The sequence below is a fragment of the Acetobacter sp. UBA5411 genome (genome assembly GCF_002409645.1).
Lineage (GTDB): Bacteria > Pseudomonadota > Alphaproteobacteria > Acetobacterales > Acetobacteraceae > Acetobacter.
This window is the reverse complement of the sequence record NZ_DHNR01000033.1, coordinates 1-24037: the sequence shown is the minus strand read 5'-3', so window position 1 is coordinate 24037 and position 24037 is coordinate 1. Positions and strand designations below refer to the sequence as shown.

Here is a 24037-nt window from a genome sequence, read left to right as displayed (position 1 = left end):
GCATCAGGTTTACAGTGAGAAAACCGTGACGCGAAGCACAGCCGCCCCGGGCACCCCGCCGGTGGTTGAAAACATGCACGGCAGGTCTCCTGGCTCATGGGTCATCGTGGCCAATCAGTCTTCCCGGAAACGAACTGTCTCCAGTGACATACGGGCGATTGGCAACTCGCCACTTACAGTTGCGGGGGCAGCGTCGGTCTTGCACCGGACTTCCCTCTTAGCTTCATTCTGCCGAAACAGAACGAAGAACCATGCAGGCCGCACCAGAACTGTAATGTCCCGGTTGTGTCAATCCTTCCGGTGACGTTCGGGGCTGGTGTTGATGAGTTTGATGCACAGAAATTTCGCCTGTCTGGGACCAGCCTTACAGGGCGGATGCTTCCGTTCTACCACCGCCCCACGGGGTGTTTTTTCACTCGCAGCACCACAAACGCCGTCCAGACAAGCTGCGGCAGAACAACAGATGCAATGGTCAGCCAGACTGATTCGACAGGCGGCAGGGAAAGCAGCGCATACATCCCCGCGCCCCACAGCACAAAACCCCAGTGCAGCAGGGTCACAACCGGCATCGGCACACCAGAGCGGAAGGCTATTTGGTAAAGATGCCCCCGATGCGCCTGTAACAGCTTTTCTCCAGCGAAAGCGCGGCGGACAAGGGTGAAGGCCACATCATAGAGCAATCCTGCAATCAGGCAGGGAACGAGAAGGGCTGCGTGAAGATCAGGAATCGCGGGAGCGATGGAAGGTGTCGCCAGAACCAGCATCGCAGCGGCGATGAGCAGCCCGCAGGCCTGACTGCCTACATCGCCGAGAAAGATGCGGGCATGAGGAAAGTTTAGTGGCAGGAACGCCAGCAGCCCGAAAGTCAGCAGAGCCGCGATAAGACGCAGTTCCGGCGTATCCGAAGGCCAGAAGGGCAGGGCAAGACAGAGGAACGCCAGACAGAGCGTTCCGGAAACTAGCCCGTTGAGGCCGTCCATGAAGTTGACTGCATTCGTCACGAACACTGTCCACAGGGTCGCGCCCATGGCGGCCACGAGAAACCATGCGGGACTTGCAAATCCACCCATGGGCAGGATGGCGGCGGTGACCATGATGGCGGACAGGATCTGGGCGGCAAGTTTGATCAGGGGCGACCACTGATACACGTCGTCGAGCCATGAAATGATGGCCAGAAAGGCGATCGCACACCAGAATGTCACGCTGTCAGGCGTGAGAGCGGGCACGCCACAGAGATAACGCATCGGGAAAAACAGGAGCAGAAACGCCCCGATCACACCGACGCCTCCGCCCTTTGGCGTTGGAGCCGTGTGCGCGCTGCGATGTCCCGGCGTGTCGAGCACGGCGACCGCGATCATCCGGCGGCAGAGAAGCGCCGAAATGACGTAGGCAAGGAGCAGAAGGCCGAGAGCCGGATACATGTGAAACATCGAAAGCCACGAGCTGATATGAAAAACCTCGGCTTCGTTGCTTCTAGCCGACGCATAGCTGGGCTATACGGCGAGCGTGATGGTCCCGCAACGCCCGGATGTCGCGCCGCGAAATACCCGGCTGCGACCACTCAATCGGATTCTGGTCAACGTTCTGCTTGACGGCAGTGTGGCCGCTGTTGCCGCGCCGTTCGCCCGATGGCTGGCCGCGCCGCGTGACGGGCTGCTGCATCCGCTATGGTTTCTGGCGGGTGGCGCGATCACGCTGGTGGTCAGTGGCCTGCCGTTCAGGATGCCGCAGCAATACTGGCGCTTTTCCGGCCTGTCCGATCTTCTCGGTATTGCGGGCGCGTCCATCGCCAGTTCGGCGCTGTTCACACTGGGGCTCTATGCCACGGGCTTTCCGCTGCCGAGCCCGACCTTTCCGCTCATCTACGCGCTGACCCTAACGGCCATGCTGGGCGGCCTGCGCATGGCCTATCGCCTGTGCAACGGGATCACGCGTCGCAGCATCGCGCAACGCCGGGTGGTGCTGATCGGCGCGGATCAGGTCGCTGACCTGTATCTCCGGGCGCTCGATCGTAATCCGGAGGCAGGTGTCCGTGTGACGGGTCTGATCGGGCAGGGGACGCATCAGGCCGGTCGTCGCATCCATAATGTGCCCATCCTTGGCCATGTCACCGATGTCGCGGCGCTGCTGAACGCGATGGATGCGCAGGGCACGCTGCCGGATACGCTGGTGGTGACCGATCCGAATTTTCGGGGCAGCGGGCTTGCGCGTGTTCTGGAAGCTGCCGAGACGCACGCAATCGCCGTCATGCGGGCTCCCGTTCTGACGGATCTGACGCCGGCGGACCGGATCGCACTGCGTCCTGTCGCCCTCGAGGATCTTCTGAATCGACCACAGGTGCCGCTCGACAAGGCAGGCATGGAGCGCATGATCCGCGGTGAAGTCGTGGTGGTCACAGGTGCAGGTGGTACCATCGGCTCCGAGCTTGCACGGCAGATCGCGGGATTTGGCCCGAAACATCTGGTGCTTCTGGATCATGGCGAGTTTGCTCTGTGGCAGATCGACGTGGAACTGGGTGAGCTGGCTCCGCATGTTTCGCGCAGCGTGATTGTGGCCGATGTGCGCGACAGCGACCGCATCGACGAGGTGTTCGCGCAGTTCGGTCCGGCGCTGGTCTTTCACGCAGCCGCGCTCAAGCATGTGCCGATTGTCGAGGCGAATGCCTGCGAAGGCTTGCTGACCAACGTGGTCGGCACCCGGATCGTGGCGGATGCGGCCCGGCGTCATGGTGTGCGGGCGCTGGTGATGATCTCGACCGACAAGGCGGTGAATCCCTCCAGCCTGATGGGCGCGAGCAAGCGGGCGGCCGAGATGTACTGTCAGGCGCTCGACATCACCACGCGTCATGCTGGCGAACCGTTGCGTTGCGTAACCGTCCGGTTTGGCAATGTTCTGGGCTCAACCGGTTCGGTCGTGCCGCTGTTCCGCAGACAGCTTGAGCGCGGTGGTCCGCTGACCGTCACGCATCCTGACATGCGGCGTTATTTCATGACTGTGCCGGAGGCGGTCGGTCTTGTCCTGCAAGCCAGCGTGCGGGGAACTGACGGTCTTCGCTTTGAGCAGGACATGGCCGAGAAGCCGTCGCAGACGGAGCGCGTGGCCGGAACCGACGCCCTATTGCGGGAAGGCGGTATCTTTGTGCTCGACATGGGGCAGCCGGTAAGGATCGTCGATCTGGCGCGCCAGATGATCCGGCTTGCGGGCCTGAGACCCGATGAAGACGTGAAGATCACCTTTACGGGCCTGCGTCCCGGTGAAAAACTGTTCGAGGAGCTGTTTCATGGCCGGGAGGCCCCGGTTCCCACGGATGCGCCGGGTTTGCTGATGGCAGCCCCGCGTGTTGTGGACTATCAGGATGTGGCGCACGCGGTAGACCGGATTGCTGTTCTGGCGCATGCAGGAGATACGGAGGCGGCGATGGCCGTGTTGCGCTATCTTGTGCCGGAATTCGATCACAACGCGACCGGCGAGGCGAATGACGCCGCGCCGGACACCGATCAGGACAGGGAGAGCTTGACCTCATGACCACGCCGGACGGGCAGAAGCCGATTGCTTTCCTTGATCTTCCAGCCCAGCAGCGTCGCCTCGGCGCACCGCTGAAGCAGCGGATCGATGCGGTTCTGGAACATTGCCGCTTTGTGCTGGGTCCAGAGGTGACGGAACTGGAAGAACGGCTCGCCGCATGGTCGGGAGTCGGCCATTGCGTCGGTGTCTCGTCCGGTACGGATGCGCTCCAGATCGTTATGATGGCGGAGAATGTCGGGCCCGGCGACGCCGTGTTCCTGCCGGCCTTCACCTACACGGCGACGGCGGAAGTGCCTCTGGTTCTGGGGGCGACGCCGGTTTTCGTGGATGTCGATCCTGCCACCTTCCAGATCGACCCGGACAATCTGCGTCAGCGGATCGAAAAGGTCCGCAAGGACGGCAAGCTCAAGCCGCGTGCGATTGTCGGTGTAGACCTGTTCGGCCAGCCCGCGCCGTGGGAGGCTTTGCGCGAGATTGCTTCGGACTACGGCCTGTTCCTGATGGATGACTGCGCCCAGTCCTTTGGCGGCGCGTATCATGGCCGCAATCTTGGCGCGGAAGCCGTTGCGACGACGTTGTCCTTTTTCCCGTCCAAGCCGCTCGGCGGTTACGGCGATGGCGGCGCGATCCTGACCGATGATGCGGAACGGGCGGATCTTTATCGTTCGCTGCGCACGCATGGCGAAGGTAAGACCCGCTACGAAGTGCTGCGCACCGGCATGAACGGTCGTCTCGACACGTTGCAGGCGGCGGTTCTGCTGGCCAAGCTGGACGTGTTCAAGGAAGAACTGGCCCGGCGCGATGCGATTGCGAACGCCTATGACGCCGGACTGAAGGATGTGGTGACCGTTCCCGCCCGTGTGCCTGACAGCGCCAGCGCGTGGGCGATCTATTCCGTGCTGCTGACGGATTCCGGCGAGCGGAGCGCGACACAGGAGCGACTGAAAGCGGCAGGTGTGCCCTCGGCGATCTATTATCCGCTGCCGCTACATCATCAGCCTGCCTATCGGGATCATCATGACGGCGTTGCGCTGCCGGTGTCCGAATCCCTTGCGCAGAGGATTCTGGCGCTGCCGATCCACCCCGAACTGACAGATGCGGAGGTCGCCCGCGTGATCGCCGCCGTGCGTGGCTAAAGGACTGACAGGACTATGAGGAAGGAAACCGCGTTCATCATCACCTTTCTGGTGTTTACGATCGGAACGGCGTTGGTGATCTGGATGGCGGCGCTGCCCAATTTCGTGGCCGTCAAATTCCCGGAAGTGACAGCTGGCAAGCTCGTGGCCGGACCGATGCGGCAATCCCGTCCGCTCACGCAGGATGAAGTCGCCATGCTGAACGACTGGTTCAAGCATCATCCGGGTGGCTGGGGTCCGCTGAGCCAGACGCCTCCTTCCAGTGGCGACGCGCGCGTGGAGCTTGAAGGCACCACCGACGGCCATGCCGACCCGATCGTGCTGACGCTCTGGACGGGAATCAGCGCGGCGGACTGGAACAACACCGTCTTTCTGGAATCGCCTGATGGCTCGAAAGTGCGGACGGAAAGTTTCTCGGATGCGGACTTCGCGCCGCTGCGTAAACTTGCCGACGGACAGGTCTTCCCCCGGTCGGCCTTTCCCTGATGCAGATCGTCGCTGGAACGGAAGCGCTGATCTTTGATTGCGACGGCACGCTGGTCGACAGTCTGCCGCTCTATCTGGCGTCGTGGCTGGAGGCGCTGAAGAGCAAGGGCGGTCTCGATGTGTCGCCGGACTGGTTCTTCAGTCGTCGGGGCTATTCCGAAGGGATGGTCCTGTCGGAACTGGAAAAAACGTACGGCGTCACGCTCAACCGGGCGGCGATCATGGCTGCTACACGGGAAGGCGTGCGAAACCGTCTTCCCGGCGTGAAGCAGAACATGCCGGTCGTGGCGCTGGTGCGGGAATGGGCAGGACGATTGCCGCTCGCCGTGGCGTCCAGCGGTTCGCGGGAAGTGGTGGAGGCGTCTCTCGCCGCCATCGGGCTGCTTGAAGTCTTTGATGCGATCGTGACGATCGAGGATGTGGAGCGTCCGAAACCCGCTCCCGATATCTATCTGCTGGCAGCGAAGAAGCTGGGTGTGAAGCCATCGGGCTGTCTGGTGTTTGAAGACAGTGCTGAAGGACTGGAAGCGGCTCACGCAGCCGGGATGGCGGCGGAAGATGTGCGGCCCTGGTCGGACTTTCGTGGTGACGCCTGATGGAAATCCGCTGCGCCCGCTGTGACGCACCGCTGGAATGTCTGGCGTCTGCGGAATGCTGGTGCATGAAGCTGCCGCCGGAGTTGCCGGTTCCTGAAAACCTGAACAGCGGTTGCCTTTGCCCTGCCTGTCTGACGACTGCTTTTGAGGTAAATAAAATACAACAAAAGCCCGGATCCTGATGGAAAACCCTTAATAAACCATTATTCTCGGCTTGATTGTCACCGTCGAAGAAATAAGGCGGACGTGCGGTGGCTGACTGCATGATCGCAAGCTGAGGAGTGGCCGAATGAAGGTTTTCGTGCATCTGGCCCGGGGTTTTGGTGATGAAACGTGGGGGAAGCTCTGGCGGTCGGGCAAGCTGCTTGGCCTGAATGAGGAGCATGCTTACGGGTATAATCATGCGGCGTCGCCTGACGTGCAGGTCGTTTATGCGTCTGATGGTCCCGAGACACGCCTTCAGAAACTGATTCGCTACGCCGGTCGCGCCATCCTAGGGTTTGATGTCGTCCATGCCTGGCGGAATCGGGAGAAAATGCTGGAAGCGGATGTCGTGTGGACCCACACGGAGTCCCAGACGCTGGGTGTGCTGCTGCTCTTCCGCCTGATGCGGGGACGTGTTCCCAAACTGCTCGGTCAGACAGTCTGGCTGGTGGACCGGTGGGCGAAACAGCCGTGGCCGCGTCGTCTGCTCTACCGCTTTCTGCTGCATCGGCTGGATGTGCTCACCACATTGTCGTCGTTGAACTGTCAGGATGCACGCGGCCTGTTCCCTTGGGTGCGCGTGGAGAGCGTTCTTTTCGGGATCAAGGCGGAGGGCATGCGTCCGGCCCGCGGCCCCCATGACAATGGCCCGATGAAAGTTCTTTCGCTGGGCAATGACGAACATCGCGACTGGCCGACGCTCTGCACCGCCATGTCCTCGTTACCGGATGCGACACTGCGGATCGCCAGCAGCAGCAAGGCTGCGGCCCGGGCGGCGAAGGGGCATCGCAATGTTGAGGTCATGAAGATCCGCGACAACGCGACGCTGTTCGCGGCCTATGAGCAGGCGGATGTCGTGGTGGTGCCGCTGAGCGAGAACCGTCACGCTTCGGGCATTACAGTGATTCTGGAAGCGATCTATTTCGGTGTGCCGCTTATCGCCACCGATTGCGGTGGTCTGACCGATTATCTCGACCACGATGCAGTGCTGTATGTGCCGCCGGGCGACCCTGCGGCGCTTGCCAATGCGATTCGGTCAGTAAGACAGAACCCGAAGGCGGCGAAACAGCGGGTCGAGAAGGCGCAGGAGCGCATGAAGACAGAGCTGAGTTCAGTCGCCTATGCGCAACGCTATGTTGAATTGTCCCGGGATGTCTGCGGAAAGGCCTGACGCAATCAGTCCTCTCCCTTCTTGCGAATCGTCAGGATGTAACGTCCGTTTCCTGTCTTTTCTTCTGTGGCGAGGACGGTATGCCCAAGTGATTGGGCTGAGCGTGTAACGTTCTTCAGCGGCTCTTCGCCACAAAGCGTGACACGCAGAAGTCCGCCGGCCGGCAGTCCGTCCAGAGCAAGCCGGGTCCGCACGAATGTCATGGGGCAGGTCTCGCTGGTGATATCCAGAAGAAGGGGAGGTGCATCTGACTCGTTCATGATGTCCTATGTGGCCGTCGGAACGGGTGGCTTCAAGTTCTACGGAATTATGTGGTAAATACGAAACAAAGCGCGGGCCGTGAGTGGACAAACCGCGTGGAAATCAGCTAGGCGAAGCATATGGTTGCGCATACACAGGCAGCAGGACGTATGCCGTGAGTCCGGCTTCTACCCCATCTCCGTTCCGTCAGGGCTCCAAGGCCAAGGCAGAAGATCTGTCCGATTCCCGCATTGCGCGTCTGTGCGTGGAACGTGGCCTCAAGATGACCGGCCAGCGCCGTGTGATCGCCCGTGTCCTTTCGGATGCGGAAGATCATCCGGACGTGGAAGAGCTGTATCGTCGGGCGTCAGAGCTGGACCCCAAGATTTCGGTCGCCACGGTTTATCGGACCGTGCGCCTGCTTGAGGAAAAAGGTATCCTCGAACGCCGTGATTTCGGTGGTGGACGTGCCCGCTACGAGGCGACGGAGCATGGCCGTCACTATCATCTTATCGACGTGGAAACCGGCAAGGTTCTTGAGTTCGAGGATGAAGAGCATGAAGCGCTGATGCGTCAGATTGCCAATCGTCTTGGATTCGAACTGATTTCCATGCGCCTCGAACTGTTCGGACGGCGTCTGCCGACCCCGGAGACCGCGAAGACCGAGCGTCCGAAAGCCACGAAAAAAACGCGGGGGACCGGCAAATGAGTGCTGAAACTCCGCAAGGCGGTGGTCTCTCCGCTCTTGATCTCGAGCGCGACGGTTTTCACGAACTTCGCGGCGGCAACCTTGGTGTGCGGATCGCCTCCACACCGGAAGAGATCGAGGCCGCACAAGAACTCCGCTATCGCGTGTTTTTCGAGGAAATGGGAGCGCAGCCTGATGAGCGCACCTTCCGCCTCAAGCGCGACATGGATGAATTCGATGAGTATGCCGACCATCTGCTGGTGATCGATCACGCCGTCTCTTCCGGAGCCGCGGGCGTGGTTGGAACCTATCGTCTCATGCAGGGCGATCGGGCGGCAAAGCTTGGACGCTTCTACAGCGAAAGCGAATTCGATATTGGGCCGCTGAAGAAGTTTCCCGGCCGTCTGCTGGAAGTCGGTCGCTCCTGCATCGATGTCCGCTATCGCGGACGCGCCGCGATGCAGCTTCTATGGCGCGGTATTGCGTCCTACATCTTCCTGCACAAGATCGACGTTCTGTTCGGTTGCGCCAGTCTGCCGGGGACAAACCCCGAAGAATTGAGCGAGGAACTGACCTACCTTTATCACAATCACCTCGCGCCTCCGGCGTTGCGGGTGAAGGCTCTGCCGGATCGTCGTGTGGAAATGCTGCGGCAGGATCCTCTGACCCTCGACCGTCGGCGGGCGCTCACCCGCCTGCCGCCGTTGATCAAGGGCTATCTACGGCTTGGCGGATATGTCGGTGACGGTGCGGTGGTGGACCCACAGTTCAAGACGACCGATGTGGCGGTTCTCGTGAAAAGCGAGCTGATGACCGACAAATACTATCGTCACTATGAGCGCAGGCTGCGTGACGCTCTCGACTGAGGGCTACGCAGTCCGGTCTTTGGTCCGATGAGTTCGCCTGAGCCGCAGAAAGTCGGACTGCTCAGACGGACCGGTGTTGCACTGCGCGGGATGGGGATGCCGCTTCTCGCAGGCGGTGTCGCTGCTTTCACCTTCCCTCCGCTGCATCTTCTTCCCCTTCTGCCGTTCGCGTTTCTGGTGCTCATGCGCGCGATTGATCGCGCCCCGACCACAAGGCAGGCGGCGCTGGCCGGTTTCGCCTTTGGCTTCGGTCTGCATGCGGTCGGTCTTTACTGGCTCATCAACGCCATTCTGATTCGCGCCAGCGAGTTCTGGTGGTTTGTCCCGTTCCCTTCTCTGGGCTGCGCGCTCATTCTCGCGCCTTTCGCAGCGGTTCCGGCGGCGGTTTGTCGCTGCGTTCCGGCAGGGTGGCGGCGATGCGTGCTCTTCGCGGCGATCTGGACGCTTTGCGACATGGGACGTCAGTTCCTGTTCAGCGGCTTTACATGGAATCCGCTCGGCAGTGACTGGGCCATTCATGGGCTTGCAGGTGACATCCTGATCCAGCCCGCCGCATGGATCGGCGTGGACGGGATGACGCTTCTGACCGTGATTCTCGCGCTGACCATGCCATTGGGACGCCGGTGGGCTGCGGTTGGTGCTCTCACCATCATGCTGTGGGCGGGAAGCGGCGCACTGCGTTTCTATGGTCTGGCGCATCAGGCAGATGTCGCCGCCGCTGGCCCAACTGCTCCCGTTGTGGCGCTGGTGCAGGGCAATGTGCCGGAACAGGAAAAGATCAGTCGCTCTGACATGCAGCGAGTCTTTGAGCGTTACCTGACACTCACTCAGCGAGGCGTCGCTCAGGCTCTGGAAGAAAGTGGCCGAACACAGGGGGCTGCGCATCCTGTTGTCTATGTCTGGCCGGAAACGGCCTTTCCCGGCGTGCTGGAGGAAGACCCAGAAGCCCGGTCGATGATCGTTCGGGCGGCGGAAGGGGCCAGCGCGGGAATCGTCGGCACATTGCGGATGGGACCGGATCAGCACTGGCGCAATTCCGTTGTAGCGCTTGATGAAACGGGAGGAGTCGCGGCGGTCTATGACAAGGCGACCCTTGTACCGTTCGGCGAATATCAGCCCCGTTTTCTGCCGTTGCAGGTAGTGCCCGGCGGCGGCATGACGCCCGGTCCCGGTCCACGAAGCTGGCATCTGCCCGGCCTTGAGGCCGCAGGCCCACTGGTCTGTTACGAGGTGATTTTCTCCGGTCATGTGGTGGATCATCATGATCGACCCGGCTGGCTGGTCAATGTCACCAACGACGCCTGGTACGGCAACAGTGCCGGTCCCCGTCAGCATCTGGCGGCCGTCAGACTGCGTGCCGTCGAGGAAGGGCTACCCGTGGCCCGCGCCGCCAATACCGGTGTGTCGATCGTCTATGACGCACGTGGGCATGATCTTGGCAGGCTGGAGTGGGGGATCGAAGGCGTGCTGGTTCGGGCCATGCCGCCTGCCTTGTCTCCCACCCTGTTCGCGCAGTTTGGGCAGAAAATTCCTGTCGCCCTGTGTCTGATGGCTGCTCTTGTTGCGCTGTTTCCGTCACGTTCGCGGGTGCGGTGGCGGTCTGACCGTTAATCTAGGTTAACAAATTCATCCTCTGGTTGTATGTTTATCTTCTTCTAACCCTCAGGTGGGGGTGTTCCGGGGGACGAAGTTATGGCGGCAGCAGAAGATGGCGGGACACGGGTCAGTGACCTTGATGCCCACGTGGGAGCCCGCATCCGTCTGCGTCGCACCATGCTGGGGATGTCTCAGGAAAAGCTGGGTGAGGCGATCAGTCTGACGTTCCAGCAGATTCAGAAATATGAACGTGGCACCAATCGGGTCAGCGCTTCGCGTCTGTTCGAGATCGCCAAGGTGCTCGATGTGCCCATCGGATTCTTTTACGACGACATGCCTCTGGCGCCGACGGCTCCTCCGCCGGAGGCTACGCAGTCAGCACCCGTGATGGGTTTTGCGGAGGCGCAGCAGGGGTTCGGTGGTCCGCCCATGCCGGGAGCGTCTTCACCGGCGACCGTCGATGCAGCTGTGCTATCCCGCCGGGAAACACTTGAACTTGTCCGTGCTTACTATCGTATTCCCGATGCGGGAGTGAGAAAGCGTGTGCTGGACCTGATCCGCTCAATGGCTCCGGCTGACTGAACAGCGCATTAAGCGTATCACGTCCACAAAAATCCTTTCGGCTTTCCCGCTTATGGATGCGGGGGCGGTGGGGGCAGGGGAGCCCAGTGCGTCGGACGGGCATGAGGGGCCAGACGCCAGCCCCGGTCCTGCGCGTCCCAGCGGTCCAGCCAGACATAATCACCCCGTCCTTCCATATACAGAAACAGCAGAACGGCGCTTCCATCACGCGGCACCGAACTGATGGGACGCCAGATGCTTGCGACAAACGCGTCGAGTCCCAGTTGCATCCGTGTGCGGTAATGCGTCTGGGCCTTGGGATCGAGATCGTTCCAGTCTGCTCCGCAATAGGCGTAATAGGCTTCAGATGCAGCCTCGAGCTGCTCCCGATCAATCATGCGGGTCGCCTTGGGGCGGGGAGCGGATGTTCCGGAAGGTGCGGGCCTTTTTGCCGGAACATTTGGCGGGGGTGAACGGTTCAAGTGCTGACCATGTCTGAGAATGATGGAACAATAAGGGCGGAGATGGCATGTTAGTTCAAGAGCCGATGTGTCCGATCGCAGATTAATCGCGTTGCAGGAAGACCGGCTGGGGTTTACCAGACATCCATAGCGAAGTTTCCTGTCCCTACCCGGCGGCGCACAGGGACTCTGCACTATAGAATAAATGAGGAGCCACAATGGCAGGCAGCGTGAACAAGGTCATTCTGGTTGGAAATCTCGGGCGTGACCCCGAAATCCGTACCAGCCAGAGCGGGCAGAAGATCGCGTCGCTTTCGGTGGCCACGAGCGACACATGGAACGATCGTGCCTCCGGCGAGCGTCGTGAGCGTACGGAATGGCATCGTGTGGTCGTGTTCAATGACCGACTGGCGGACGTTGCGGAGCGGTTTCTGAGAAAGGGACGGAAGGTCTATCTCGAAGGCGTTCTGCAGACCCGTAAATGGACCGACCAGTCCGGACAGGAAAAATATACGACCGAAGTCGTGCTCGACCGGTTCCGTGGTGAACTGGTGCTTCTGGATGGTCGTGGTTCCGGTGAAGGCGAAGAGGGCGGTGGCTACGGCGGCGGCTCCGAGGCTGGCGGCTTCGGTGGTGGCGGTTATGGCGGCGGCTCAGGCGGTGGTTCCCGTCGGATTGCGAGCGGCGGCGGTGCAGCTCCGCGTGGCAGTGCTCCGGCTTCCCCCGGCGGCTGGGATGCTCCGGGTGGCAGCGATCTGGACGACGAAATTCCGTTCTGAGGTTCGGACGATTTTACTGGGGGAAGCTGATGCTTCCCCTTTTTGAAGAACGGTTCTGGCGCGTTCCGTTATATTGATTGTGTCGTCTGTGATCAGCGGTACAGGTTTTTCTCACTCCATATGACGGATGATGGGCAATGCCGCCTGCTTTCAGGCTGGGACAGTTGACCATCTGACCGGTGTCCGATCAGTCCGCGTCTATTCGCGGCGGGTAAGGATTGCTTCCTGTTCCGCGCGGCTGGAAAGAACGCAGCTTTTTTTAGCATCCACTATCGCAGGACGTTTTGTGTACGCTCCGGGATGCCTGTTCTGCTGCGGCCTTTGCGAGTGCGGTCACAGTTCCTGAACATCCCCAGGAGCCTGATTGCAATATTCATTGTGAAAACATGCAGAAATAAAGTGTCTATATTCCTATGAATATAGACACTTTATTCACTATCCTGCGGTTTTATGTGGTCATTGTGCCATAGTGACAGTAAAAATTACGCCATGACATAGATCATATTCCTCTTTTGAGGTTCCACGTTCCGATTTATGCATCTATTGAAAAGTGGCGCAGAGTGACACAAATGTCCTGACAGAGCCTCGGGACGGGCGCGTGTCGCTTTCCATGTTGTGAAGGACCGTCGGTTTCCCGGCAGTGAGGGTTGAGAGTGATCAAACGCATACTTACAGGCGTTGCAGGCGTCGGCATTGTCGCCGGAATGGGATTTCTTTGGTACGCTTGGTGGCCAGCCATTCCCAAGATCGCCCCTGTGCAGCCGGGACAGTTTTCAGCGGAAAAGATTGAGCGCGGCCGTATCGTTGCGGCTGAAAGCTACTGCGTTGAATGCCATACCCGTCAGGATAATGGCGGTGGGCCGATGCTTGCCGGCGATTACAAGATGGAGACGCCATTCGGCGACATCTTCTCTTCCAACATCACGCCAGACCCTGAGACGGGCATCGGCAACTGGTCGGAAGCAGCCCTGCGCCGTGCGCTCCAGTATGGTGTGTCCCGTGACGGTTCCCACCTGCTGCCTGCGTTCGTCTATGACCATTTCACCAAGATGAGCGACGAGGACATCTCGGACCTTTATGCGTGGATCATGACCCGTCCGGCGGTTCACATGACGCGTCGTCCGAATGGTTTCCCGCTCAGCATCTCCCCGCGCATCACGCTCGCCAGCTGGAAGCTGATGTTCTTCACGCCGGGTCGCTACAAGCCTGATCCGAACCACAATGCGGAATGGAATCGCGGCGCGTATCTCGCCGAAGGCGCAGCCCACTGTGGCGCGTGTCATACCCCCCGTAACCTTGCTGGTGCGGAAAAGCTGCCCGGTCAGGAATATGACGGTGGCGTGGTTGACGGCTGGATCGCTCCGCCTCTGAACCAGAACAACCCGACACCGGTCGTCTGGACTGAGGACGAACTGTATCAGTATCTGCGCAACGGCGTCGCTCCGCTGCACGGACCGGCTGGTGGCCCGATGTCGCCTGTCGCGCATGACTTCCTTGCGACCGTGCCGGAATCAGACGTTCACGCAATCGCCTATTACTTTGCCGACAAGGCCCACGCAGCCGAGCGTGTGTCCGGTGACAAGGCCGCTCTTGAGCACGCCATGGCGGACTCCAAGAAAGACCTTGTCGGGTTTAGCACGGACCCGGATGCGCGTCTCTATCAGGGCGCTTGTGGTGCCTGCCATTACAACGCGGCACCTGCACCGGTTCTTGGGCGGCCTGAACTCGCGCTCAACAATGCGCTGTGGCTGAAAGAGCCGACCAACCTTTACCTCGTCATGCTGCGTGGCTTGACCGCCAAAGAAGGTCAGAGCGGCGTCGCAATGCCGAGTTTCTATAATGCGCTCAACGACAAGGATATGGCGCGTATCGCTGCCTATCTGCGCCGCACACGCACAACCCTGCCACCATGGACGGATCTGGAGAAGAAAGCTGCTGACGCCCGCAAGCTGGTGGAACCACCAGTCAATTCCTCGCACTGAGCCTCGGATGAGCTGGGATCACGGAGCCGTATCATGATCAAATTCAAACTCAATGGCCGTGACGTCTCGCTCGACGTGCCGGAAGACACCCCTCTGCTGTGGGCTCTGCGGGACGATCTCGGGCTGACAGGCACGAAGTTCGGCTGCGGCGTCGGCCAGTGTGGTGCCTGCACCGTGCATGTCGGCGGACGCGCGACCCGTTCCTGCGTGACGCCAATTTCCGCCATCGAAGGCGCGGATGTCACCACGATCGAAGGGCTGGACCCGGAAGGTCGCCATCCGCTTCAGGAAGCGTGGCAGGAAATTCAGGTGCCGCAGTGCGGTTACTGCCAGTCGGGACAGATCATGCAGGCAGCCAGTCTGCTGCGCGATTACCCCGATCCGACCGACGAGGATATCGACGGTGTCATGGGTGGCAGTCTCTGCCGCTGCATGACCTATATCCGCATCCGCAAGGCCATCAAGGAAGCTGCTGCCGCCATGAAGTCGGCCAAGACGGAGGGAGATCACTCCAATGGGTAAGCTCGAACGCATTGCCGCCCAGCAGGACCGGGCCGCAGGGCGCGGCCTGTCCCGGCGTGGCTTCCTCTCGGCTGCCGTCGGCAGTTCCTTCCTGTTCGGTTTCGCCCGTGAGTCGAAGGCCGCGCAGACCTATCCGCTCGGCGCGCCTCTACCGCCGCCGGAGTTCGAGCCCAATATCTGGTGCTCGGTTGCGCCGGACGGCACGATCAACGTCAACATCATCCGTGCGGAGATGGGCCAGCATATCGGCACAGCTCTCGCCCGGATCATCGCTGACGAAATGGAAGCCGACTGGGACAAGGTGAAGATCACCTATGTGGACACGGATCCGAAATGGGGTCTGATGGTCACAGGTGGCTCATGGTCCGTCTGGATGACGTGGGATGTGTTCCGTCAGGCTGGTGCGGCCGCCCGGACCATTCTGGTCGAGGAAGGCGCGAAGCTGCTGGGTATTCCGGCTTCTTCCTGCCATGCTCGCAATGGCCGTGTGATCGGTGGCTCCTACTCCATCAGCTTCGGTGACATCGTCGCCAAGGCAAAGCCGACACGCAGCTTTACGCCTGACCAGATGAAGTCCCTGCCGCTCAAGCCGGCTTCGGAGCGTCGTCTGATCGGCAAGCCGGTGAAGTCTCTGGATATTCCGTCCAAGACCAACGGCACGGCGATCTACGGCATCGATGCAAAAATCGACGGTATGGTCTATGGCCGTCCGAAGATGCCGCCGACCCGCTACGGCTCCAAGGTCGTCTCTGTCGATGACAGTGAGGCGAAGAAGGTTCCGGGCTATATCCGTTACATCACGCTGGAAGATCCCAGCGATACGGTGCCGGGCTGGGTTGTCGTGCTGGCCAAAAGCTATCCGGCCGCCATCCGTGCGACAGATCTGCTGAAAGTCGAGTGGACGCCGGGCAAGACTGCCAATGTCACGGAAAAGCAGATTCAGGATCGTGGACGCGAACTGATTGCGAAGTCCGATGTCGGCACTATGATCTTCAACGACAAGGGTGTCGATGAAGCGTTCAAGGGTGCGAAGCGCGTGCTGGAGCAGGAATACACCTGCGCTTCGGTGATGCACTACCAGCTTGAGCCGATGAACGCGATTGCTCAGCTGAAGGACGGCACATGGGAAGTTCACTGCGGTAACCAGTGGCAGACCCTGTTCCTGCCGGTGATCGCCAAGGCGCTTGGCGTGCCAGAATCCAAGGTGAAGATGGTCAGCTACCTGCTCGGAGGCGGTTTCGGTCGTCGTCTGAACGGTGACTATGCGATTCCGGCGGCGCTGGCTTCCAAGGCCATCGGCGGCAAGCCGGTCAAGCTGATCCTGACCCGTTCCGACGACATGCAGTTCGACTCCATCCGTTCGCCATCCGTGCAGAAGGTGCGTGTTGCGCTGGATGAGAAGAACACCATCGTCGGGTTCGAGCATCACGCCACGGCTGGCTGGCCGACGGAAGTGATGGCCGGTCCCTTCATGGAAAAGGGTGTGGACGGCAAGCCATACGATCAGTTCGCCATTGCGGGTGCGGATAGCTGGTACGATTTCGGCACGTTCCGTGTCCGGGCGATCAGCAACGATCTTGCCAAGGAGACGTTCCGACCGGGCTGGCTGCGTTCGGTGAGTGCAGGCTGGACCCCTTGGGCGCAGGAATGTTTCCTTGATGAACTGGCGCATGAACTTGGCAAGGACCCGGTTGCCTTCCGTCTGGAACTGCTGAACGGCAACGGTCCGGAAGGACGCAACAAGGGCAAGGCTCCGGATTCCAACGGTGGCGCGCTGCGTCAGGCGGCTGTTGTGAAACGGCTGGCCGAAAAAGCCGGCTGGGGCAAACCGCTCCCGAAAGACACGGCCCTTGGCATGGCGACGACCTTCGGTCAGGAACGTGGCATGCCGACCTGGACCGCTGGTGCGGTGAAGGTGCATGTGGATCGGACAACCGGTGTCGTCACCTGTCAGAAGATCTGGCTGGTGCTGGATGCCGGAACCATCGTCGATCCGGACGGCGCGCTGGCGCAGACGGAAGGCGGGGCGCTCTGGGGTCTCAGCATGGCGCTGTGTGAAGGCAGCGAGATCGTTGACGGCGTCTGCCGTGACCGCAATCTCGACACCTACACGCCGCTGCGCATGCCGGACGTGCCGGAGATGGACATCGAGTTTGTCGAAAGCACCGAAAAGCCGATGGGTCTCGGCGAGCCGGGCGTGACCACCATTGGTGCTGCCATCGGTAATGCCATCTTCAACGCGGTAGGCATCCGCCTGCGTCACATGCCGGTTCGTCCGGAGGACGTTCTGGCGGCACTGAAGGAAAAAGGCGCGGCCTGATCGCGCTATGAAGGGGAGCAGGGCCAGTCTCTGCTTCCCTTTTTTCTGCACTTCATTTTAACCGAATACGATCAGACAGGCCCTGACTCCTTGCGGGTTTACGGGTCTGTGCCCGCTTGAAAAACGGCTGTGACCACCACACATTACGGAAGGTTACAGTCGCTCGACGACTGCATTTGAATGAACTGAAAACAGAAGGATATTTATTATATGACCGAACAGGAGACCAAAACTCCGTCTTCCTCGGCTGAAAAGCATGAATTCAGCGCCGAAGTCGGGCGTCTTCTCGACCTTGTCGTTCACTCCCTTTATTCCGAACGTGAGATTTTTCTTCGCGAACTGGTGGCCAATGCCGCCGACGCGACCGACCGTCGCCGTTTCGAGGCGCTGACCGACGGTGCCCGCGCGCTCCCAGAAGACGCAAAGATCCGCATCAATCCGGACAAGGACGCCCGCCTGCTGACCATCACCGACGATGGCACCGGCATGACCAAGGAAGAACTGGTCAACAATCTCGGCACTATTGCCCGTTCCGGCACCCGCGCCTTCGGCAAGGAGCTTGAGAGCGCAAAGCCTGAGGATAAGCCGAACCTGATTGGTCAGTTCGGCGTTGGTTTCTATGCCGCTTTCATGGTGGCGGATCGCGTGGAAGTCGTTTCCCGTCGTGCTGGATCAGACGAGGCGTGGAAATGGACCTCGGACGGGAAGGGCTCCTACGAGCTTGCCCCTGCGACCCGCGATAAGCCGGGCACGGACATCACCCTGCACATTAAGGAAGATGCTGACGAATTCCTTGATTCGTGGCGTTTGCAGGAAATCATCCGCAAGTGGGCCGACCATATCGCGTGGCCTGTGACCATCGTGAAGGACGGCGAGGAAAGCCCTGCCAACGAAGGCACGGCTCTGTGGCGCAAGCCGAAGAGCGAAGTAACGGAAGAACAGTATAACGAGTTCTACCGTCACGTTTCCCATAACTTCGACACGCCGTGGGACACGCTGCACTGGCGTGCGGAAGGCACCATCGAGTTCAGCGCATTGCTGTTCATTCCCGGTTCACGTCCGTTCGAGTTTGGCGATCCGGCCCGCGAGAGCAAGATTCGCCTGCATGTGAAGCGGATGTTCATCACGGACGATGCGGCGTTGGTTCCGGCATGGATGCGCTTTGTCGTCGGCGTGGTGGATACGGAAGACCTGCCGCTGAACGTCTCGCGTGAGATGTTGCAGGCGACGCCGGTTCTGGCCCGTATCCGCAAGGCCGTGACCGGTCGTGTGCTGAACGAGATCAAGAAGCGTTCTGCCGACAATGCCGAGTTCCTGAAATTCTGGGAAAACTTCGGTTCCGTCGTGAAGGAAGGCATCTGGGAAGACGCCGAGCACCGCACGGAGCTGGCTGGTCTGGCGCGTTTCCGTTCCAGCGCCGTGAAAGCGGAAGAGGACAAGCCGGAGTCCGGTTGGACGACGCTGGCCGATTATATCAGCCGTATGAAGCCTGAGCAGGATGCGATCTATTACCTGACGGGCGACAATGAGGATGCGGTCGCCAACTCGCCGCAGCTTGAAGGCTTCCGGGCGCGTGGTCTGGAAGTGCTGCTGCTGTCCGAGCCGGTCGATTCCTTCTGGCCGGATCGTCTGACCAGCTTCGAGGGCAAGACGCTCAAGAGCGTGACGCAGGGTGCGGCCGATCTGGAGAAGTTCGCTGTCGAAGGTGAAGCCGCAACGGGTGAAGCCGCTGACATGGACATTCTGCTTCCGGCTCTGAAAGAGGCGTTGGGCGGCGAAGTGTCCGACGTACGTGGCACGGATCGTCTGGTGTCCAGCGCCGTCGTGCTGGCGGCGTCCGAGAACGGACCGGACCTTCAGTTGCAGAAGCTGATGCGTCGTAGCGGTCAGAAGCTTCCGGAATCGGCTCCGGTTCTGGAGCTCAATCCGCGCAACCCGCTGGTGCTCGAACTGGCGCGTAAGGCGGCTGAGAAAAGCCCGGCTCTGGGTGATCTGGCCCGCGTGCTTCTGGATGTCGCCCGTATTCAGGACGGCGAGAATCCGAAGGACCCGACGACTTTCGCACAGCGTCTGACCGGTCTTCTGACCGTCGCAGCGAAGGGCGAATAAGGCGAACGCCCTTTATCGGGCTATGAAATGGCGGATGGGATCATGTTCCATCCGCCTTTTTTGTTGGGGATCTGTCTCGTCATCCTAAATTAAGCCTGATTGCCGATTGTGTAATGTCTGCACATGTTCCGTCAGAAACGTGTGGGAGTGTGGTGCGTTCTGTCTGACGATACCAATCAGTGAGGAACCTAGGCTTGAGTGGTGACGGAACAGAACAGCTGACCGCAGCTTCCGAAAGGGGCTTTGTTTCTGCGCTGACGCAGGCGGAGGATGATCTGGATAAAGGTGATATTGGAGCGGTCATTGCTGAGTGCGCGCGCGCGTTCGATAAGTGGCCGGACATTCGTTTTCTGCGTCAGACCCTGCTGAAAGCGTGTGAGGCGGCCAACGCGCAGGAACGGAAAACGATCTGCGATCTGCTTCTGCGGACTGAAATGCGTGATGCGGCACAGGATGCGGACATCGCGGCAGCCCTGTTCAATGAAGGCCGGTTTGAAGAGGCGCTTCCTCTGCTTCGCGATGTGGTGCATGGCCTGAAGGGCGAGCGTTTTTCTGCCTGGAACTACATCCGCAGTCTCGAAGCGACAGGTCGGTATGACGAGCTGATCGACAGCGCAGATTTTCTGGATGAGCTGGCGGCAGCTCAGGGTGGGCGTATCTCGCTTTACAGCCAGTTGGCCAATGCCCGGCTGGCAAAAACCTTTCAGCGTAAAATTCTTTTGCAGGATCTGGAGAACGCCGGAAAATCAGAGTTCTGGCTGTCGGCTGATCGGGTTGGGACAATGATTCGGGACGCCGTGCAGGCTGGTGAGCCTTTCTCACTGGTCAGCATGGGGTATGACGAGGCGAAAATCGTCTGTGCGACCAGCCTTCACGCTTCACTCTTGTTGCGTCCGGTTGAAATGACCGAGATGGCGGAAGCTGTGTGGCAGAGGGTGTCCGATACGGCTTTTTCCGATTGTGCGTCCAGCACGCAGGCAAGACTGGGCCGGGGATACCGGCAGGGGGCACGAGAAGCTGCGATTCTGTGTCTGCCGTCGTCCGACATCCTGCAGAACGATAGAGAGCATTTTGGTTTCTTTGCTGAGCAGGACAGGGAGGTCCGTGTCGGTCGTTACAAGGCCTGCGCTGGACTCGATGTGATGCCTGCTCTCGCTGCTGCTGATCCGGGCCTGTGTTCCTTGCTGGGTGATCTGCCATTCGCAGGAATCGTTACCACGTATGAAGGGCTTGCTTCGCGGGTTGCGGAAACCTGCCGTCTTGGAACGGCGAATGAGGTGTTTCTGCAGCGGAATGGTCTGGATGAGATGTTGACCCAGGTTGATGAGGTCTGGGTGCCGTATCCGGGTGCCGTCTTTCTGGTCGCTGCTGGAGCGCTTGGCCCTTATGCCTGCGGCCAGATTGTCGCCAAGGGTGGAATCGCGCTGGATGTCGAGTCCTGCGTGGGGACATGGGCCGCCTGACTGCGTCACAGTCAGGCGGAGCAGCCCAGTTTTTTGCTGCTGTCAGTCGCTCTGCAAAGCTTCGCGTCTTGTTTCCAGCTCCAGCCACAGTTCTTCCGCTGTCGTCAGATCCCGTTCAGCGGAATCCAGCGCCTCGCTCTGTCGGGCAAAACCTTTAGGGTCTTTGCTGTAAAGATCAGGATCTTCCAGAGCCGTCCGAAGCTTGACGATCTTGGCCTCGATTTCAGCAATCCGTCCCGGCAGTTTGTCCAGTGCAAGCTGATCCTTGTAGGTCAGTTTACGACTGCCGGATTTGGTTGTGCTGGCGGCGGGGGCAGGGGATGAAACAGCCGGTTCCGGCGATCCCGCTGCTACTTCACGCTGATCCAGCGCCAGGCCGTGACGCTGCGCCAGCATGTCGCTGTAGCCACCCGCATATTCGGTCCAGTCGCCACCACCTGTCGCAGCGAGGGTCGATGTCGCCACGCGATCAAGAAAATCACGGTCATGGCTGACGAGAAGAACGGTGCCGTCGTAGGACGCCAGCATTTCCTGCAAAAGATCGAGCGTTTCCAGATCGAGATCGTTGGTGGGCTCATCGAGCACGAGCAGATTTGAAGGGCGTGCAAGGGCACAGGCCAGCATCAGCCGGCCACGCTCTCCGCCGGAAAGCTGCCCGACTGGGGTGCGGGCCTGTTCGGGGCGAAACAGGAAGTCCTTCATATAGCCGATGACGTGACGCTTTTCGTCACCGACCTGCACCATCTCTCCGCCACCGCCAGTCAGTGTGTCGGCCAGAGTCTGCTGTGGGTTCAGTGCCTTGCGTTGCTGGTCGAGCGTGACCATTGCGACGGAGGGACCAAGCGTCACAGTGCCGCTATCTGGCTGATCGACCCCGGTTAGCAGACGCAACAGGGTTGTCTTGCCCGCTCCATTGGCACCGACCACGCCCATCCGGTCACCGCGCAAAAGGCGCAGGTCGAGGTTGCGCACGATGGGGCGGTCGCCCCAGCTTTTGCAGGCCTGCTCGGCGACCGTGACAAGTTTTCCGGAGTTCGAGGCAGTCTGCGCGGTAAGGTTCACCGTGCCCTGTGGACGGACGGCGTCCTTTCGGGCGGTGCGCAGGGCGGCAAGTTCCGCCACACGCCGCACATTGCGCTTGCGACGGGCGGTGACGCCGTAACGCATCCAGTCTTCTTCGCGCGCAATCTGACGGTCCAGCTTGTGGGCGTCCCGTTCTTCCTGCTCCAGAACCTCTTCCCGCCAGGTCTCGAATCGTTCGAATCCCTGATCGAGACGACGGGTCGTGCCTCGATCGAGCCAGACCACACTGCGAGACAGAGTCTCCAGCAGGCGTCTGTCATGGCTGATGATGACCATGGCGGTGCGAAGGGAGAGCAGTTCCTTTTCCAGCCATTCGATGGTCGGCATGTCGAGATGGTTGGTCGGCTCATCCAGCAGAAGCACGTCCGGTTCGGCGGCCAGCACGCGGGCAAGCGCGCAGCGTCGGGCTTCTCCGCCGGACAGTGTCGCGGGGTTGTCGGTCGGACTCATGCCGAGCGCATCCAGCATGACGCTGGCTCGCCACTCTTGTGACGGATCGGTCAGTCCACCGATGACGTAATCGAGTGCTGTTTCATAGCCGGAGAGATCGGGTTCCTGCGGCAGATAGCGCAGGGTGCATCCGGGCTGGAGGAACCGTGTTCCGGAATCGGGGAGGATTTCGCCTGCCGCTATGCGGAGAAGGGTGGATTTGCCGCAGCCGTTACGACCGACAAGACAGACCCGCTCGCCGGGAGAGACAGAGAATCCTACGCCATCGAGAAGCGGTTTCCCGCCAAGCGTCAGAGTGATGTCCTGCAGGAGAAGAAGAGGAGGAGGTGCCATGTGCGGAAAGTGCGGGGAACTGCCCCGTCATGCAAGATGCTTGAAGAGGCAGTTTTTCCGAAATAGGCGTTAATTGCGGCTCAGGGAACCGGCACGCCGCCCGTAATGGCCTGATAGGTGGCAATAGCCAGTGTCAGTGGTTCGAATGGTTTTGTAATGACAAAAGCTGGCTCGACCGTATTTCCGGTCAGCAGGCATTCCGGATAGGCGGTCACGAAGATGACCGGCACCGTCATGCTCTTCATGATTTCAGCCACGGCTTCCATGCCATTGCCGCCTTCACCAAGATTGATGTCCGCCAGAATCAGGCCGGGCTTGGTTTCCTTGGCCAGCGCAATGGCGTCGCTCTGGGTGTGGGCAATGCCTGCGACCGTATGGCCACAATGGATGATCAGGTCCTCGATATCCATGGCGATGATGGGCTCATCTTCAATAATGAGAATCGACGTCTGGGATACCGAGCGGATGATTTTGTGGGCTTCAGCTATTTGCTGTGCGGCCACGCCTTCATCAAGTGCGAGGACATTCGCCGCCTGAGAGGATGACAGGCCTTCCAGAGCAGTTAGCAGCAGGAGCAGTCGTTGCGGAAACGACAGCGTGTGAGGTTGTTTGTATTCTTCCTCAAGATTGGCGGCCTTGCGGGAAATAACCCGGTAGAGTTCAAGGCGTGCTGAGAGCTTTCCCGCTGGCTGGGTTACCAGGTCGCGCAGGCTTTCCGCGACGAGCAGATCACCGCGGGACTGACTTCCTGTAAGCGCGCGCGCATAACGGCGTGCATACGGAAGCGCGCGGATCAGTTCGCTTCGTTGCGAATCGGGCATCGTGAACATTCCTTCGCGTGAACCGAAGTGACAGGCGGGGTTAGGTTGGCATGGCAAACCACGATCAGAAAAGAGCCTCTGTGACAGATAAGGGGGGGCAACCTGCATTTAGACGTGGGGTTGTCGCTCTTTTGCCAGAATTGCGTGCATTTGCCCGCTTTCTGACCAAAGACCGTACACGCGCTGATGATCTGGTGCAGGAGGCCGTCGTCCGCGCATTCGCGTCGCGTGACCAGTTTTCGGCCGAAACAAATCTGAAAGCGTGGTCGTTCACCATCCTGCGGAATCTTTTCTATGAGCAGGCGCGCCGTTGCAAGCGCGAGCAAGAAATTCTCAGCGAATATAAAGAGCAGCCTTTCCCTTCTGTCGCATCGGGAGGGAAGCAGGATGACGTGAACGACCTCAACAAACTGTTGTGGGAGCTTCCGGACGATCAACGGGAGGCCCTGATGCTCGTGGGGGCTCAGGAACTCTCCTATGAGGAGGCGGCTGTCATCTGTGGGGTGTCCGCGGGGACGATAAAGTCCCGTGTGTCTCGGGCCCGGTCCTTTCTGGTCAGCCTAAGGGATGAGAGTGAAGGCTGATTCGGCATCAGAGAATCAGAGTCTGAAACTTTGTGGGTTTTAATTTTCGTTGGTTTTCTGG

At 60.1% G+C, this 24037-nt stretch carries 21 protein-coding genes and 1 riboswitch; of the genes, 16 read left to right on the top strand and 5 right to left on the bottom strand.

Going from position 1 to position 24037, the window contains the following annotated elements:
- Positions 1 to 62 precede the first annotated feature (62 nt).
- A riboswitch (cobalamin riboswitch) is annotated at positions 63 to 269 on the bottom strand.
- Positions 270 to 386: 117 nt separating this feature from the next.
- Entirely contained in the window at positions 387 to 1421 is a 1035-nt protein-coding gene (locus B3759_RS11045) for a UDP-phosphate alpha-N-acetylglucosaminephosphotransferase (protein ID WP_291365974.1), read from the bottom strand.
- An 88-nt stretch (positions 1422 to 1509) separates the two neighbouring features.
- Between B3759_RS11045 and B3759_RS11040 the strand changes: the two genes are divergently transcribed.
- The 5 genes from B3759_RS11040 (at position 1510) to B3759_RS11020 (ending at position 7118) form a co-directional block, all read left to right on the top strand.
- Complete coding sequence (locus tag B3759_RS11040; protein ID WP_291365973.1) at positions 1510 to 3525, top strand: polysaccharide biosynthesis protein; 2016 nt, start codon at positions 1510 to 1512, stop codon at positions 3523 to 3525.
- Positions 3522 to 4661, top strand: coding sequence for a DegT/DnrJ/EryC1/StrS family aminotransferase (locus tag B3759_RS11035; RefSeq protein WP_291365972.1), 1140 nt, complete (start codon positions 3522 to 3524; stop codon positions 4659 to 4661). Before B3759_RS11040 ends, B3759_RS11035 begins: the two co-directional genes overlap by 4 nt.
- A gap of 15 nt (positions 4662 to 4676) precedes the next feature.
- Positions 4677 to 5147 (top strand): hypothetical protein, encoded by a 471-nt coding sequence (locus tag B3759_RS11030; protein ID WP_291365971.1) that lies wholly within the window; start codon positions 4677 to 4679, stop codon positions 5145 to 5147.
- Positions 5147 to 5743, top strand: coding sequence for an HAD family hydrolase (locus B3759_RS11025; protein ID WP_291365970.1), 597 nt, complete (start codon positions 5147 to 5149; stop codon positions 5741 to 5743). The genes B3759_RS11030 and B3759_RS11025 overlap by 1 nt, the downstream gene beginning before the upstream one ends.
- Positions 5744 to 6032: 289 nt before the next feature.
- Entirely contained in the window at positions 6033 to 7118 is a 1086-nt protein-coding gene (locus B3759_RS11020; RefSeq protein ID WP_291365969.1) for a glycosyltransferase family 4 protein, read from the top strand.
- A 5-nt stretch (positions 7119 to 7123) separates the two neighbouring features.
- Here B3759_RS11020 and B3759_RS11015 read toward each other — a convergent pair whose 3' ends face one another.
- Positions 7124 to 7378 carry a sulfurtransferase TusA family protein gene (locus tag B3759_RS11015; protein WP_291365968.1) on the bottom strand — a complete coding sequence of 85 codons (255 nt, stop codon included), beginning with the start codon at positions 7376 to 7378 and terminating at the stop codon, positions 7124 to 7126.
- A gap of 215 nt (positions 7379 to 7593) precedes the next feature.
- Here B3759_RS11015 and B3759_RS11010 point away from each other — a divergent pair, with 215 nt between their 5' ends.
- From B3759_RS11010 to B3759_RS10995, 4 genes are all read left to right on the top strand, one after another.
- A complete protein-coding gene (locus B3759_RS11010) occupies positions 7594 to 8067 on the top strand; it encodes a Fur family transcriptional regulator (RefSeq protein ID WP_291366075.1) in 474 nt (157 codons plus the stop codon).
- Positions 8064 to 8912: a GNAT family N-acetyltransferase gene (locus B3759_RS11005; protein ID WP_018307872.1), complete on the top strand. Its 849-nt coding sequence runs from the start codon at positions 8064 to 8066 to the stop codon at positions 8910 to 8912. The genes B3759_RS11010 and B3759_RS11005 overlap by 4 nt, the downstream gene beginning before the upstream one ends.
- A gap of 27 nt (positions 8913 to 8939) precedes the next feature.
- A complete protein-coding gene (gene lnt, locus B3759_RS11000) occupies positions 8940 to 10523 on the top strand; it encodes an apolipoprotein N-acyltransferase (protein ID WP_291365967.1) in 1584 nt (527 codons plus the stop codon).
- Between the two features lie 81 nt (positions 10524 to 10604).
- Positions 10605 to 11090, top strand: a complete 486-nt coding sequence (locus B3759_RS10995) for a helix-turn-helix domain-containing protein (protein WP_291365966.1) — start codon at positions 10605 to 10607, stop codon at positions 11088 to 11090.
- Between the two features lie 50 nt (positions 11091 to 11140).
- Here B3759_RS10995 and B3759_RS10990 read toward each other — a convergent pair whose 3' ends face one another.
- On the bottom strand, positions 11141 to 11551 hold the full coding sequence (locus tag B3759_RS10990; RefSeq protein ID WP_291365965.1) for a hypothetical protein: 411 nt from the start codon (positions 11549 to 11551) through the stop codon (positions 11141 to 11143).
- 197 nt (positions 11552 to 11748) lie between these two features.
- Between B3759_RS10990 and ssb the strand changes: the two genes are divergently transcribed.
- The 6 genes from ssb to B3759_RS10960 all read left to right on the top strand — a co-directional run bounded on the left by ssb (position 11749) and on the right by B3759_RS10960 (position 20705).
- On the top strand, positions 11749 to 12309 hold the full coding sequence (gene ssb, locus B3759_RS10985) for a single-stranded DNA-binding protein (RefSeq protein ID WP_291365964.1): 561 nt from the start codon (positions 11749 to 11751) through the stop codon (positions 12307 to 12309).
- 653 nt (positions 12310 to 12962) lie between these two features.
- A complete protein-coding gene (locus B3759_RS10980) occupies positions 12963 to 14291 on the top strand; it encodes a c-type cytochrome (RefSeq protein WP_291365963.1) in 1329 nt (442 codons plus the stop codon).
- 33 nt (positions 14292 to 14324) lie between these two features.
- Positions 14325 to 14813: a (2Fe-2S)-binding protein gene (locus B3759_RS10975; protein ID WP_018307870.1), complete on the top strand. Its 489-nt coding sequence runs from the start codon at positions 14325 to 14327 to the stop codon at positions 14811 to 14813.
- On the top strand, positions 14806 to 17133 hold the full coding sequence (locus tag B3759_RS10970) for a xanthine dehydrogenase family protein molybdopterin-binding subunit (protein WP_291365962.1): 2328 nt from the start codon (positions 14806 to 14808) through the stop codon (positions 17131 to 17133). The genes B3759_RS10975 and B3759_RS10970 overlap by 8 nt, the downstream gene beginning before the upstream one ends.
- Positions 17134 to 17343: 210 nt before the next feature.
- The gene (gene htpG / locus B3759_RS10965; RefSeq protein ID WP_291365961.1) at positions 17344 to 19242 is read left to right on the top strand and encodes a molecular chaperone HtpG; all 1899 of its coding nucleotides are present in this window, start codon (positions 17344 to 17346) and stop codon (positions 19240 to 19242) included.
- Positions 19243 to 19436: 194 nt separating this feature from the next.
- Positions 19437 to 20705, top strand: a complete 1269-nt coding sequence (locus B3759_RS10960; protein WP_291365960.1) for a hypothetical protein — start codon at positions 19437 to 19439, stop codon at positions 20703 to 20705.
- 42 nt (positions 20706 to 20747) lie between these two features.
- On the opposite strand, the gene B3759_RS10955 is transcribed toward B3759_RS10960, so the two are convergent.
- Both B3759_RS10955 and B3759_RS10950 read right to left on the bottom strand, forming a co-directional pair.
- Complete coding sequence (locus B3759_RS10955) at positions 20748 to 22571, bottom strand: ABC-F family ATP-binding cassette domain-containing protein (protein WP_291365959.1); 1824 nt, start codon at positions 22569 to 22571, stop codon at positions 20748 to 20750.
- Positions 22572 to 22651: 80 nt separating this feature from the next.
- Positions 22652 to 23392, bottom strand: coding sequence for a PhyR family response regulator anti-anti-sigma factor (locus tag B3759_RS10950; protein ID WP_291365958.1), 741 nt, complete (start codon positions 23390 to 23392; stop codon positions 22652 to 22654).
- A 140-nt stretch (positions 23393 to 23532) separates the two neighbouring features.
- On the opposite strand from B3759_RS10950, the gene B3759_RS10945 reads away from it, so the two are divergent.
- Positions 23533 to 23976 carry a sigma-70 family RNA polymerase sigma factor gene (locus tag B3759_RS10945; protein WP_408736485.1) on the top strand — a complete coding sequence of 148 codons (444 nt, stop codon included), beginning with the start codon at positions 23533 to 23535 and terminating at the stop codon, positions 23974 to 23976.
- Positions 23977 to 24037: the final 61 nt, after the last annotated feature.

Excerpts from the sequence above, each read along its gene's own strand:
- ssb (WP_291365964.1), top strand. The coding sequence starts at position 11,749 with ATGGCAGGCAGCGTGAACAAGGTCATTCTGGTTGGAAATCTCGGGCGT.
- B3759_RS10955 (WP_291365959.1), bottom strand. The coding sequence starts at position 22,571 with ATGGCACCTCCTCCTCTTCTTCTCCTGCAGGACATCACTCTGACGCTT.
- B3759_RS11035 (WP_291365972.1), top strand. The coding sequence starts at position 3,522 with ATGACCACGCCGGACGGGCAGAAGCCGATTGCTTTCCTTGATCTTCCA.
- B3759_RS11020 (WP_291365969.1), top strand. The coding sequence starts at position 6,033 with ATGAAGGTTTTCGTGCATCTGGCCCGGGGTTTTGGTGATGAAACGTGG.
- B3759_RS10970 (WP_291365962.1), top strand. The coding sequence starts at position 14,806 with ATGGGTAAGCTCGAACGCATTGCCGCCCAGCAGGACCGGGCCGCAGGG.
- B3759_RS11015 (WP_291365968.1), bottom strand. The coding sequence starts at position 7,378 with ATGAACGAGTCAGATGCACCTCCCCTTCTTCTGGATATCACCAGCGAG.
- B3759_RS10995 (WP_291365966.1), top strand. The coding sequence starts at position 10,605 with ATGGCGGCAGCAGAAGATGGCGGGACACGGGTCAGTGACCTTGATGCC.
- B3759_RS11045 (WP_291365974.1), bottom strand. The coding sequence starts at position 1,421 with ATGTATCCGGCTCTCGGCCTTCTGCTCCTTGCCTACGTCATTTCGGCG.
- B3759_RS11025 (WP_291365970.1), top strand. The coding sequence starts at position 5,147 with ATGCAGATCGTCGCTGGAACGGAAGCGCTGATCTTTGATTGCGACGGC.
- B3759_RS11005 (WP_018307872.1), top strand. The coding sequence starts at position 8,064 with ATGAGTGCTGAAACTCCGCAAGGCGGTGGTCTCTCCGCTCTTGATCTC.
- B3759_RS10950 (WP_291365958.1), bottom strand. The coding sequence starts at position 23,392 with ATGCCCGATTCGCAACGAAGCGAACTGATCCGCGCGCTTCCGTATGCA.
- htpG (WP_291365961.1), top strand. The coding sequence starts at position 17,344 with ATGACCGAACAGGAGACCAAAACTCCGTCTTCCTCGGCTGAAAAGCAT.
- B3759_RS11030 (WP_291365971.1), top strand. The coding sequence starts at position 4,677 with ATGAGGAAGGAAACCGCGTTCATCATCACCTTTCTGGTGTTTACGATC.
- B3759_RS11040 (WP_291365973.1), top strand. The coding sequence starts at position 1,510 with ATGGTCCCGCAACGCCCGGATGTCGCGCCGCGAAATACCCGGCTGCGA.
- lnt (WP_291365967.1), top strand. The coding sequence starts at position 8,940 with ATGAGTTCGCCTGAGCCGCAGAAAGTCGGACTGCTCAGACGGACCGGT.
- B3759_RS10975 (WP_018307870.1), top strand. The coding sequence starts at position 14,325 with ATGATCAAATTCAAACTCAATGGCCGTGACGTCTCGCTCGACGTGCCG.